Raw genomic sequence first — 12,436 nt, 5'->3', positions numbered from 1 at the left:
GCCATATTCGCTGAAATAGTTTCAATGCGACTAAAACGAGCTGCGCTCAAGAAGGTCACATGCCACATATTGAATATCTTGTTGCTGGCGACCTTCTATTATGTGAAGCGCAGCCTGTTCCCCTAATTGGTAGTGCGGCAGTACGACTGTGCTCAACGGCGGGTAAAATAAATTACCCACTCCAATCATATTATCATAACCAAGGATGGCGACATCATTTGGAATATGCAGGCCGCGACTCAATAAAACTTGGTATGCTAAAAAAGCAACACGGTCATTTCCGCAAATAATAACGTCAAAATCAGGTTTATTATTTTGAAAATGAGAATCAATCAAAGTAATAACATCAAGATAATGCTCATCACCAAGCTCAAGGTGATATTGCATCAAATTTTCAGATGGTAAATTGGCATTTTTCCAAGCTGCTTCCACGGCTTCGCGACGAGTTTTGCCTGCTAACGTCTCTTGTGGAATATATAAACATAATGGATTTCGATAACCTTTCTCTATTAAACGCTCCACTGCTTTGTACTGACCATTAAAATCATCTGGGATATAAGCGGGAAACAATTTATTTTTATCAACACAGTTGGCTAGCACTAGCAGGCTTTGATGCAAAGATTCAGGAATAGCAACCTCCCTTAGCCCCATGGTTGTAAAAATAATACCATCAGGGCGTTGAGACAATAACTGACGAACTGCCCTATCGTTATCTTCCTTTGAGGTAATATTTACAACAAAACTATTCCAACCATATTGCCTAGCTGTTTGCTCTATTGACAAAATAATTTCAACCGAAAAAGGCGTCGTTGCTGTATCTAAAGCTAATACACCTACTGTTGAAACCTTAGAATTTTTTCCTCTAATTTTTCGTGCTGAAAAATCAGGAATGTAATTGAGTGCATTAATTGCTTGTTGTACTTGTTTCAACGTATCTGGTTTTAACAATTCAGGGCTATTAATCGCCCTAGAAACTGTCATTAAAGATACATTTGCAAGTCGAGCAACATCTTTTAAAGAAGCCATTAAGTATATTCACTCAGTCAAAAGGGTTTGTAATAAATTCTATCATGTCACGCACAAAAAGTACCTTAACTTCCTAAAACCATATACCGGTACTATTACTTAATAAAATTGCATAAAACATACCCTCTAGGCTTTTTCTGACTGGCTATTTAAGATATTATTAAGTCAGTTTATAAAAATTTCCATCTGATTTGCGAGCCAAAAAAAACTCGCCAAACAAGTAAAAGCACCTAAATTGTTACATTGGATTAATCGATTCTTACGCATTGACACAAACTTTAACCATTGTTTCCATTTTTATATTAAATTTAACTAGATGATACTTTTAATATAAATTAAGGTCAGTAATACATTAATAAAAAAAACAACGTTCTGTAGAAAATATTATTTCTAAATTTATTTTTAGCGATATTTATCTACTTATTTTATCAAATTAATATGAATATCAAATCAGTTTAACAGGAGTATGGTGATGAATAACACCATTCACGTAATCATAGATAGTGATAATGTCTTTAAGAATAAACTGAAATTAATGATGGAATCATTTGGTTTTGTCTTTAAGTTCTATAATAATGAAGATACATTTATTAGTAATTATACTTATCCTTTAGAGAGTAATGTAAAGGAGTGTATTTTATTATTTTTAAACAATAACGAAAATCGTATTAGTCGATTAACCAATATAAATAACTCTTTTGGTATTGTTCCTTTTATTGTCCTTGCGGAAGACCCCTCAGTTAGCCTCTGTAGAGAAAGCTTTAAGTCGGGTGCTTATGACTTCTTCCCTTTTCCATTCAAAGACATTGAAATTCTTAATGCGATCAGTAGCGCCACAGAACAATTCCTAGATTTACATGAGAACCACAAGAAATATACCTATCTGTTTGACAAATTTGAGCGTTTATCGGTCAGAGAAAGAGAAATAATGGATATGATCTTAGAAGGTAATACCAGTAAAGAAACTGCTGAAAAACTTTCACTATCTCCGAGAACGGTTGAAGTACATCGCTCGAACATCTATACAAAATTAGGTATAAAATCACTCCCGCAACTTATTCAAGAATACGAATATATTAATACCTACTCAAAAAACATATAATATATATTATATGTTTTCACAATTTAGCAGTTATTATATCTGATGGTTTAATTTCAAACCGTCAGATAGTTATTTCTTATAAAAAAATTAACATATGAGAATTTAGATAAATATAGATTAATATGCTATAAACGCCCCTGCACCCTCTTATTTTCATAAATAAGAATAGTTTCAATTACTCTATCACCAAGTAAATCGCACTTAAGTTAATTAATGGTTACAAGTGTAATAATTACAAAGTTTATTGACAGTAATGAATAGAGTAATATTGCTGATATTACACGCCTGTTAAACCTTTCCTTCTATGCTTTATTTTGATGCCTATTTTCTTAAACTAAAAAAATAAGGCTGCTATTAACATACTGACAAACAATATTGGAAGATAATGTACTCTCTTTTTCATTGCTCTTTATCTTAACATAGCCACTTGTGACAGTTATTTGTTGTAAATGTTGGTCAGCCTTTTACGCTTCAACTATTTTAAATGGTGTATCACTGCCTAAAAATAGGCTGAAGCGTTTTTTTTTGCACTTATCTCGTCAAAAAATGCCGAGTTTTGCTACTTATAATCTTTGATATTAATGTCATATTGCTTCAATTTTCGCCACAGCGTTGTTCTTCCCATGTTCAAAATCTGATGCATCTGTTGAATTTTACCTCGACACGTTTTTGCCACCTCAATAATGAGTGCTTTTTCAACAGACTGTATATTCAACTCTGCCATATTTGGATCCTGAAACGGTCTAAGTGACGCAGGTTGCCGATAAGATTGGTATTTCAGTTTTTCACTTGCCTCTCTTCCCAACGATTGAAGAAGCGCAAGCAAAATGTTGCTATTCATCTGAGCAGTTGATAAGGCCAGAATTAACTGTAACTCACCAAATTGTGAATATACTGGCGCTAAATAATAAAATTTGCCATGTAATTCAATGGGGCTAGCAAAAAGCCTTTCCTGAGCATTTTGGCTCATCTCGCCTAATAGTAGGTCGGCTATTTCAAAATCATCTGATGATTTTTGACTTAACCACAATGTTTCGCCTTGAGTGCTCAGCAAAGAAACATCGGCATTAAGCTCATGAAGTGTCGATAATCCTGATAAAACGGTGTCACGTACTAACGAAAGTAGCAGCGTATTATCATCTAAATATGCTGTATTTTCTTTTGTTGGTGTAGTTGTAAATAATAAATGAGCCGACATAGTTATCCTTATTCTTCGATAAGAGTTATCTGATTATGTCAACTTGCCATTTAATTTTTATATTCTAGATCAAGTTATTCTTTGATAGATTTTTGATGCTTGATCCACATCAATTTTGAACACAAAAACAAGGAATTATTTCAAAATGAAACCAAAAAGCCTACTTATTAGACAATAAGTAGGCTTTAAAAGATACAAACAATCTCTATCTATTATTCAGTAACGATTGTGCCCCACAGGTCATACTCATCAGCGTGCTCAACAAGCACTTTAACGATATCCCCTGCTTTTACATCAAACTCACCGTTTAAATACACCATACCATCAATTTCAGGTGCATCTGCCATACTACGCCCAATAGCACCCTCATCATCAACCTCATCAATAATCACCCGAATTTCACGGCCAATTTTATCTTGCAGTCGCTGCGTTGAAATTTGTTGCTGTAATTGCATAAAGCGATGATAACGTTCTTCTTTGACGTCTTCTGGAACTTGATCTGCAAGCTCGTTAGCTTTTGCACCTTCCACGGGACTGTATTTAAAACAGCCGACACGGTCCAATTTCGCTTCAGTTAAGAAATCGAGCAACATTTGGAAGTCTTCTTCTGTCTCACCAGGAAAACCCACTATAAAGGTTGAGCGTAGCGTTAATTCAGGGCAAATTTCACGCCAGCGCTTAATGCGCTCTAATGTTCTTTCCACCGCACCAGGGCGTTTCATCAATTTTAAAATTTTTGGACTTGCATGCTGCAAAGGAATGTCTAAATAAGGTAAAACTTTACCTTCTGCCATAAGCGGAATGACATCATCGACGTGTGGATAAGGGTAGACATAATGTAAACGCACCCAAACCCCCATAGAAGCAAGTTGTTCACATAACCCAACCATGCTGGTTTTTACTGGCTGCCCATCCCAAAAACCCGTGCGATGCTTAACATCCACACCATAAGCAGAGGTATCTTGTGAGATAACCAAGAGTTCTTTCACACCAGAAGCGACTAAACGTTTCGCTTCGTTCAATACATCGCCGATTGGGCGGCTATCTAAATCACCACGCATCGAAGGAATAATGCAGAAGGTACAACGATGATTACAACCCTCTGATATCTTTAAATAAGCGTAATGTTTCGGCGTTAACTTAACGCCTTGTTCAGGCACTAAACTAAAGAAAGGGTCATGTTCTGGTTTTGGAACATAGTGATGAACATGGTTTAACACTTGCTCATAACTATGCGGCCCCGTTATCTCCAAAACTTTTGGATGGACTTCCCGAATTTGATTTTCTTTTGCGCCAAGACATCCTGTCACAATGACTTTACCGTTTTCATTTAACGCCTCGCCAATCGCTTCTAACGATTCTTGTACCGCGCTATCGATAAAACCACAGGTGTTTACAATGACCAAATCAGCATCATCGTAGCTTGGAACAACTTGATAACCATCAGTACGGAGTTCAGTTAATATACGTTCTGAGTCCACCAAGTTTTTTGGGCAGCCGAGTGAAACGAAGCCAATTTTTGGCACCGGATTAGTATTTTGCGACATAACTCACTTCTTTTATTGTTTTAAAAAATGGGCGAAATTTTACCTGAAGAATCGCGAGAATTGTATAAATTTTTGTCGATAAAAATGATTTTTCGAACGAAAAAACAGGCGTTAATTCGCTCGAAAATAAAGAGATATTTAGCGGTTAATCGAGCGCGCAATTCGCGCATAAGTATGGCGTACACCACGAATGACGATGCCATAGTTCAAAATATTTTCAGGTAAAGCGATTCCGTTATACCCAGAGTCACCAATGTGGTGCAAATCCGTTCCTGCCATTTTGCACATCAGCGCAATTTGACGGATGGTTTGCACATCCGCACCTTCTTGTGAAGTGCCAATTGCCGTCATTGTCATCACCCCTTGAGAGTGGCAATAACTTACCATTTTTTGTACAAACTCCAACGAAATGCCAGGAACCGTTCCAGGCGCAGGCAACAGGATAATATCTGCGCCACTGGCAATAAATGCTCGAATATCATCCTCAGTGATAAGCTGCTCCGCTGAAGCATTTAACACACCTGCAGCATGCATTTTTCCTGTAATCAAAATCACATCATTACCAACAACCGCTTTTAATTCTTTCAAACTTTGGTTGATTTCTTGGTTGGTCACACCATTGCCCGGATTACCTGTCAGAACAATAATATCCACACCCATTTCTTTTAATTTCATCGCATTTTTGACAGTCGCCAAACGTCCTTCAGACATTTTCCACTGTGCATCTTGCGTTGGGTTATTAAACCCTGCGGGGACGGGTTCTAAATTAACGCCTATCGCGCGCCCGGTAAGATGTTTCAATGTGCGGATAATCTCTTCGGGTGCAATACCTTGAGGCAAACCTTGCATAATAGGTTGATTAACATCGAAAACATTTAATAGCAAAATATCCGCACCTTGGCTTGCTGCAAGTTCTGCATTCGTTACCGTCATTAAAACAGGCTGGATAGTTCCGATGGTTTCAGAGACAAGTAACCGCCCTTCACTGGCTTTTATTGCTTCCAACAAACTCTTTTTGCTTAAATTTACAATCTCTGAAGCTGAACAATCAAGATAACGTTTTTGCATTTGCAGTACCTTTATTTATCAACAAATTTCCCAGTAAAATAATTTCTTTTAATGAAATATATCATGTCATAAACAATAAACCGCTTCACAGTGCACATTTTATGCAAAGTTATTTTTTAAAAAATAATAACTTTACCTAACATCAGGATTTCTAAAAAAAAACAACCGTTAAATACATTTAAAGGATAACTTATCGGAAATACCCACTTGTAATCCTATAATAGTAATGATTATCATTACAACTCAACTTAAATAATGGTAAGGACGTAATAATGAAACTCGCCTACAAAGCTGCTGTTTCGGGTCTCGCGTTGTTTTCAATTTCTGCATTTGCTCAAGAATATCCGCTTGGTCATCCAGTAATTAAAAATGGAATGGAAATCCAAGGTGTCTATTTACAACCCATTACAATGGATACAGAGGAAGGGCATCACAAGATGGCCCATCTAGCGGCGGATAAAGCCGATGTCCACTTAGAAGCCGACATCCACGCGGTAGAAGATAACCCGAATGGCTTTGCTGAAGGCGATTGGATCCCTTACCTCACTATTGAATACTCTGTAACGAAATTAGGTGATAAACCACAGACACAAACAGGCACGTTCATGCCAATGGTTGCTAGTGACGGCCCTCACTATGGGGAAAACATCAAACTAGATGGCAATGGTAAGTATCGTGTGACCTATAAAATTTACCCACCATCACACAACAAAGATGTTGCCTTTGGTCGCCACATTGATAAAGAAACAGGTGTTGCACCTTGGTTCCAACCGTTTGAAGTTTCTTGGGATTTTGACTACGCAGGTGTAGGTCGTAAAGGAAGCTACTAGTTTTATCTAAAGTGAGCTAAGGGCTTTATAGGAACAACCATCTTCTATAAGCCCTTTTTCTGCTTGTACTCATAAATGGACTACCTAAGCCAAAATGAAAACATTACTGAGCTTTTTACTGGTTATTGCTTGCTCTTTCTTGCCTCAATCGGTTTTTGCGGCGGAGAAACATACCGTCGAATTAGAAATGAAAAATGGCGATTTAATTCCACGCATACTTGAAGTTCCTGCCAAAACAATCATCCGTATTAAAATTACCAATACAGGAACTGAGCCTGCTGAATTCGAAAGCATCCAACTGCGTAAAGAAAAAGTATTAGCACCAGGAGCCAGCTCTGTCGTTGTCATTGCGCCTCTCAAACCAGGTACATATACCTTCTTTGATGACTTCCATCTTTCGAGCCCTAAAGGCGAAATTGTAGCTAAATAGAAGGGTTAAATATGGGACAAGTTCTGTTTGTTGTCTGGCGAGAAAGCTTTGAAGCTCTACTGGTTATCGGCATTATCTATGCGTGGATAAAACGCCACCCAGATGCCCGTAATGGCATGAAATTCCTGTGGGGCGGTGTTGCGCTTGGTGTTATCACCTCTATCTTACTCGCCCTGCTTATCTATGGTGTCTTCAACGTTCTTGATGATACTGGCCAATCGTTATTCATGATTTTCATGGAATTGCTTGCCTGTATATTAATCGTCCAAATGGTATATTGGATGAATAAACACGGCAGCTCGATGAAATCAGAAATAGAATCGGGTATTAACCGCAATGCTGCACACCATAATTGGTGGGGAGCCGCACTCATCATTGCCATTGCGATCGCTCGCGAAGGAAGCGAAATTGTGGTGTTCCTCTCCAGCTTCATTATGTCGCTAACATCTGCAAATGCGTCTGAATTTTTTATCGAGGTAGGCGGGGGTATAGCCATCGCAGGTTTAACTTTATATATATTCCTCCTCACCAACCGCCTTATTTCATGGGCAATATTCTTCCGAGTGACTGGTGTTATTCTGTTATTTTTAGCGCTCTCCTTACTACTCAAAGGTGTAGAAGAAAGCGCGAACTTATTAATTGAATATGATTATTCAATTCCTGAATTTCTAATCTATCCTGCATGGGATACCACTGCTGTACTTGATGACTCAGGTATTGCAGGGAACTTTATTTCATCTTTCTTCGCTTATCGATCTCAGCCTATTTGGTTAAGTGTGATCACTTTTGCCCTTTATTGGCTAATTGTTATTCCATTATTTGCACGGAGCAAAAAACATGCACAACTCGCTAAGGCATAATACAAGATGGATTTTTTTTAGCTTAATACTTGCCATTGCCGTACCTACCATGGTTCAAGGTAAGGCGCTACGCTCCCCTGTGCAAACAGGGGATGATATTATTATTGCCAAGGGGGATATCCCTACCCCTGAAAAATACCAAGCTAGTATCCAAACTTATCTGAATTTTGCTAATGCTGAATTAACTGAAATGGTTGCAGAGTTAGGTCTGTTACAACAGTCCCTGAAAAAAGGTAATTTAGCTAAAGCACAAGCCGCCTATATTGCGGCTCACAAACACTATGAGACAATACGGCCAATCATTGTATTATTCGGCAATACCGATAGAACCATTAACCCTCGCGCTGACTATTTTCTTGATAAAGAAAAAGATTACCGTTTCACCGGTTTTCATCTCGTTGAATATCAGTTATTTGATCAAAAATCTGTCCAGCAAGCACTTCCCCCTGCTGAAGAATTATTATTAAAAGGGCGTGACTTACAAAAGCGAGTCATGACCGAAACTATTGAAATTCCTAAACTAGTTCAAGCCTCTGCTGACTTTGTAGAAATGATCATAGAAACAAAGTTAGATGGCAAAGAAAATATCTACAGTTTGTCGGATTTAACCGACATTGCGGCAAATCTCAAAGGTTCTCAAGAAATCATTGAAATCATTAGCCCTTTTATTGAGCCTAAAACCTTGGACCAAATAAAAGAAAATGACCAAAAAATGAATAAAATTGTGCAGGCTTATCAAGTTTCAAATGGTCTGTATCAACCTTACAGCCAATTACAACAAAAAGACAAAATGGCACTCTATTCCTCATTAACTCAACAAGCTGAAATCTTAGCGACATTAAGAGCGCAGCTCGATGTTGATGTTTACTATAAATATTAAGGCATAAATTTATGCAAGTTAAACTTAGAAGCCAACACCTTACCAACGGGTTATCTCGCCGTTCTGCATTAAAAGCACTCGCAATTGGTAGTGCCATTTTCGCGGCCCCTGCATTAAAAGCGAAAGAGCAAATCGCTAATTGCCAGTTAAATTATGATAAAGCAATAAACTACCTTGGTCAGCACCAAGCAGGGGTATTAACCCCTGAACAAAAAAATGCCTCTTTTATTGCTTTCAATATCACCACAACTAAGTTAGATGAACTGCAAACTGTTTTTTCGCTTTTATCACAGCGCATCGCCTACCTCACTCAACCTCAACAGGCACCATCAACTGAAAATGATAAAATGCCTCCTGCTGAGTCTGGTATTCTTGGCACTCACCTACAGCCTGACTCACTCACTATCACCGTAGCTTTAGGGGATAGCTTATTTGATTCACGTTTTGGATTGGGCAAAATCAAGCCAAAACAGCTCGTGGAAATGACCAGTTTTCCAAATGATAGGTTAGAAGCAAAATGGTGCGGTGGCGACATCATGCTACAGATTTGCGCAAACAGCCAAGAAAGTGTCATCTATGCTTTAAGAGATATTTTGCGCCATATTTCACCTTACAGCTTTCCGTTATGGAAAATGGATGGCTTCTTGCCTGCTCGTAATATTGATAATCACAGCACAGCCATTAACCTATTTGGTTTCAAAGATGGTACAGGGAATGCATCTACCGATGATACCACGCTGATGAATGAGTTAGTTTGGGTCTCTGGTACCAATGAACCTACATGGTGTGATGGTGGCACTTATCAGGCGGTACGCTTGATACGTTTTAACCTTGAATTTTGGGATAGAACACCTTTAGAAGACCAAGAAAATGACTTTGGTCGCCATAAAGTGACTGGGGCACCAATAGGTATGAAACAGGAACACGACGACCCCGCATTTGATAAAGACCCTCATGGCGATCGCGTGTTATTTGATTCCCACATGCGCCGTGCTGAGCCACGCAATCCAGAACGCCATACCGCCAAACTAAGGCGTCGAGGCTACAGCTATTCTTTAGGGCTAACAGATGCTGGTGCTTTGGATATGGGGTTAATTTTTGTTTCTTACCAAAGCAATTTGAAAACAGGTTTTATCGACACCCAAAAACGGTTAAATGGCGAGCCCCTTGAACGCTATATCAAACCTTTTGGTGGGGGATATTATTTTGTCTTACCAGGCATGCAATCACCACAAGATAGCATCGCAAAAACAATGTTTGATGCATTAAAACAAACAAACTAATTGATTAGCCAATAAAAATGCCCTCAAAACATTAATCATTCTTAAGGGCATTTTAGTTTACCACTTCACCTTCATTTACAGACTCAATCTTATGTTAGCCTATTTCCTTCGGCTTACTCATCCCTGATATCCCCATCCTTGAAGTACTCCCTTTAGTTTTAGTTACTTTATTATTTTTTGCGTTCCTTCACATCAGCTTCAACTTCCTGTTTCCAATCCTCTGATATTGGTGCAGCTTGTTGCTTCGCTTCGACTGCTTTATTTACAGCGCGATACGCTTTATCGTACCCTTCGCCATCTTGTACATATCCCGTTGCATTCGAACTTTTAATACCAATATTTTCCGCTTCAGAAACGGCATCAATATTGGCACCTAAGAAAATAAAGTCCCATTTATCTTCTGTTTCTGCCGATTTAATCATGGCTTTAATTTTGGATGATGAATATTTGCGGCTACTATTTTCTTGTCCGTCAGTAATGATGACAAAAAGTACATTATTATTTTTGGTGATTTTTCTATTTTCACGCATTTTTTCGATGCCTTCACCAATGGCATCCAGTAATGCGGTATACCCACCAACAGGGTAATCATTCAGTGTTAAGTTAGCCACTTTGCTAATCGGTTCACGATTATGCAATAGACTTGTTTTGTCATTAAATAGAATTGTCGTGATATAGGTTTTTGATTTTTTATCCTTATTTTCAGCAAGTACACTATTGTACCCACCAATGGTGTCTGACTCGAAACCAGACATCGAGCCGCTTTTATCTAGAATAAAAACCAAATCTAATACATCAGGATCCTGTTTTGTTTCAACCACAGTTTTACTACTTGAAATAGAAGAGAACAACAATAAAAATGCTACTGATATGACGGTGAAAATTGACTGTTTAGATAGGTTCATCGCCGAGTTCCTTGGTGAGGTTAATATAAGTATCGCCATCACCAATGTCTCGTTTTATAACATTATTTCACATAAGATTACTCTGCTTACTGAATAAGCATATTCTGAATTAAAAATAAACAATTTCATTACCTTAAATATGAAAAATTAAGGTAATCAAAAAGAATTGCTGAACATATACTTAATTAGCCGATTTTATCCATACTCCATTTCCTCTCAGTGTATTAACTTCCTGAATAAAATCATTATATTTTATATTTTCCTCAACGGTATTATTGACAGTACTTGCAGCATGCTCATGAACTAGCTCAATCGTTGCCTGATGAAATTCTTTATTTAGTTTTTTATGAATATCAACATCATCTGTATTTTTAAGCTGCTCAGTCAATACAATAAGTTGCTGCGCTTTTAATTGTACATTTTTATCATTAAATACGGGCTTTGGAATATCATAATTAAAAACCATATTAATAGAATTAACACTTTCATCGCCGGATGTGACAGGCATTAAATTCTGTTCATATTCATTGGCCATATACTTAACTAATTCAAACTGGTCAAAACATTTAGATTTTATATTACCATCCGAATTATCATCATAAAGCGTAATTGAATCAGGGAAAGCTTCCCCTATTGGATAACTGCACCTAAATAAATTGGTATCAATGATTACCGCATTAGCGCTGCGAATCGGCAAATCTAACTCATGCCCATTAATGGTAATCGGGTAACTTGCTGGTTTAAACCGGTCTGATTTCCCATCTACGGCATAAACCTCAGATAAGGTATAGTAGGCAAAATTATTCGGATTTAGGATCCCCCCTGAGTTATTTTCAAAAATCATAAACTCGGTCATTTCACCTTTATCATTTTCTAAATGATGAAGCCCACTGGAGAGATTAATAACACCATTCCCATTAGGTAAAACTTCATAGTGTTTACCATCAACTTTAAACCTAATATTACTGGTACTTGGGTTGCTATAATAAAACTTACCTTTACTTCCAATAGCATCAAAGTCATCACAGGCTGAAAGTAATAGCAATGAGACCATTAAGCAGTTGAATCTCAGTAGTGTTTTCATTAAATACTCCCAACAGACTGAGCATCATAGTAAGAAATTTAAAATCAACTGGTTATATTTAACACTATTAAATATCCACTAGAATGCATTTTTATTTTATTGATTGCATAATTTAAATCTAACTGGATAAAAATAGCTTTACGATAAATGCTTTAATCTTGAGTAAGTATTAGTCTATGTTTTTTATAATCATCAATATCACTGCACTTGATAATAAAAATTA

At 37.4% G+C, this 12,436-nt stretch carries 12 protein-coding genes; 6 read left to right on the top strand and 6 right to left on the bottom strand.

What is annotated here, in order from left to right:
• Positions 1–30: 30 nt before the first annotated feature.
• The gene (locus J6836_RS01010) at positions 31–1,026 is read right to left on the bottom strand and encodes a LacI family DNA-binding transcriptional regulator (RefSeq protein ID WP_219246073.1); all 996 of its coding nucleotides are present in this window, start codon (positions 1,024–1,026) and stop codon (positions 31–33) included.
• A gap of 472 nt (positions 1,027–1,498) precedes the next feature.
• Here J6836_RS01010 and J6836_RS01005 point away from each other — a divergent pair, with 472 nt between their 5' ends.
• Positions 1,499–2,128 (top strand): response regulator transcription factor, encoded by a 630-nt coding sequence (locus tag J6836_RS01005; protein ID WP_219246072.1) that lies wholly within the window; start codon positions 1,499–1,501, stop codon positions 2,126–2,128.
• Between the two features lie 559 nt (positions 2,129–2,687).
• On the opposite strand, the gene J6836_RS01000 is transcribed toward J6836_RS01005, so the two are convergent.
• The 3 genes from J6836_RS01000 to J6836_RS00990 form a co-directional block, all read right to left on the bottom strand.
• Complete coding sequence (locus J6836_RS01000) at positions 2,688–3,326, bottom strand: helix-turn-helix domain-containing protein (protein ID WP_219246071.1); 639 nt, start codon at positions 3,324–3,326, stop codon at positions 2,688–2,690.
• 212 nt (positions 3,327–3,538) lie between these two features.
• Positions 3,539–4,873, bottom strand: coding sequence for a 30S ribosomal protein S12 methylthiotransferase RimO (gene rimO / locus J6836_RS00995; RefSeq protein WP_219246070.1), 1,335 nt, complete (start codon positions 4,871–4,873; stop codon positions 3,539–3,541).
• A gap of 138 nt (positions 4,874–5,011) precedes the next feature.
• Positions 5,012–5,941 carry a DUF7916 family protein gene (locus J6836_RS00990; protein ID WP_219246069.1) on the bottom strand — a complete coding sequence of 310 codons (930 nt, stop codon included), beginning with the start codon at positions 5,939–5,941 and terminating at the stop codon, positions 5,012–5,014.
• Positions 5,942–6,213: 272 nt separating this feature from the next.
• Here J6836_RS00990 and J6836_RS00985 point away from each other — a divergent pair, with 272 nt between their 5' ends.
• From J6836_RS00985 to efeB, 5 genes are all read left to right on the top strand, one after another.
• On the top strand, positions 6,214–6,771 hold the full coding sequence (locus tag J6836_RS00985; RefSeq protein WP_219246068.1) for an iron transporter: 558 nt from the start codon (positions 6,214–6,216) through the stop codon (positions 6,769–6,771).
• A 94-nt stretch (positions 6,772–6,865) separates the two neighbouring features.
• Positions 6,866–7,201: a cupredoxin domain-containing protein gene (locus tag J6836_RS00980; protein ID WP_219246067.1), complete on the top strand. Its 336-nt coding sequence runs from the start codon at positions 6,866–6,868 to the stop codon at positions 7,199–7,201.
• Positions 7,202–7,212: 11 nt separating this feature from the next.
• Positions 7,213–8,061, top strand: coding sequence for an FTR1 family iron permease (locus J6836_RS00975; protein ID WP_219246066.1), 849 nt, complete (start codon positions 7,213–7,215; stop codon positions 8,059–8,061).
• Positions 8,039–8,941, top strand: a complete 903-nt coding sequence (locus J6836_RS00970) for an EfeM/EfeO family lipoprotein (RefSeq protein ID WP_219246065.1) — start codon at positions 8,039–8,041, stop codon at positions 8,939–8,941. Before J6836_RS00975 ends, J6836_RS00970 begins: the two co-directional genes overlap by 23 nt.
• A gap of 11 nt (positions 8,942–8,952) precedes the next feature.
• Positions 8,953–10,224 (top strand): iron uptake transporter deferrochelatase/peroxidase subunit, encoded by a 1,272-nt coding sequence (gene efeB, locus J6836_RS00965; protein WP_219246064.1) that lies wholly within the window; start codon positions 8,953–8,955, stop codon positions 10,222–10,224.
• A 170-nt stretch (positions 10,225–10,394) separates the two neighbouring features.
• On the opposite strand, the gene J6836_RS00960 is transcribed toward efeB, so the two are convergent.
• Both J6836_RS00960 and J6836_RS00955 read right to left on the bottom strand, forming a co-directional pair.
• On the bottom strand, positions 10,395–11,129 hold the full coding sequence (locus J6836_RS00960; protein WP_219246063.1) for a vWA domain-containing protein: 735 nt from the start codon (positions 11,127–11,129) through the stop codon (positions 10,395–10,397).
• Between the two features lie 181 nt (positions 11,130–11,310).
• Complete coding sequence (locus J6836_RS00955) at positions 11,311–12,213, bottom strand: hypothetical protein (RefSeq protein ID WP_219246062.1); 903 nt, start codon at positions 12,211–12,213, stop codon at positions 11,311–11,313.
• Positions 12,214–12,436: the final 223 nt, after the last annotated feature.

The organism is Providencia sp. R33, assembly GCF_019343475.1.
Classification (GTDB): Bacteria; Pseudomonadota; Gammaproteobacteria; order Enterobacterales; family Enterobacteriaceae; genus Providencia.
The sequence above is the reverse complement of the archived record's forward strand: the minus strand, read 5'-3'. Positions and strand labels throughout refer to the sequence as shown.

Bases quoted from the DNA above. Each gene is read 5' to 3' on its own strand.
- J6836_RS01010 (WP_219246073.1), bottom strand. From the start codon at position 1,026: ATGGCTTCTTTAAAAGATGTTGCTCGACTTGCAAATGTATCTTTAATG.
- J6836_RS01005 (WP_219246072.1), top strand. From the start codon at position 1,499: ATGAATAACACCATTCACGTAATCATAGATAGTGATAATGTCTTTAAG.
- J6836_RS01000 (WP_219246071.1), bottom strand. From the start codon at position 3,326: ATGTCGGCTCATTTATTATTTACAACTACACCAACAAAAGAAAATACA.
- rimO (WP_219246070.1), bottom strand. From the start codon at position 4,873: ATGTCGCAAAATACTAATCCGGTGCCAAAAATTGGCTTCGTTTCACTC.
- J6836_RS00990 (WP_219246069.1), bottom strand. From the start codon at position 5,941: ATGCAAAAACGTTATCTTGATTGTTCAGCTTCAGAGATTGTAAATTTA.
- J6836_RS00985 (WP_219246068.1), top strand. From the start codon at position 6,214: ATGAAACTCGCCTACAAAGCTGCTGTTTCGGGTCTCGCGTTGTTTTCA.
- J6836_RS00980 (WP_219246067.1), top strand. From the start codon at position 6,866: ATGAAAACATTACTGAGCTTTTTACTGGTTATTGCTTGCTCTTTCTTG.
- J6836_RS00975 (WP_219246066.1), top strand. From the start codon at position 7,213: ATGGGACAAGTTCTGTTTGTTGTCTGGCGAGAAAGCTTTGAAGCTCTA.
- J6836_RS00970 (WP_219246065.1), top strand. From the start codon at position 8,039: ATGCACAACTCGCTAAGGCATAATACAAGATGGATTTTTTTTAGCTTA.
- efeB (WP_219246064.1), top strand. From the start codon at position 8,953: ATGCAAGTTAAACTTAGAAGCCAACACCTTACCAACGGGTTATCTCGC.
- J6836_RS00960 (WP_219246063.1), bottom strand. From the start codon at position 11,129: ATGAACCTATCTAAACAGTCAATTTTCACCGTCATATCAGTAGCATTT.
- J6836_RS00955 (WP_219246062.1), bottom strand. From the start codon at position 12,213: ATGAAAACACTACTGAGATTCAACTGCTTAATGGTCTCATTGCTATTA.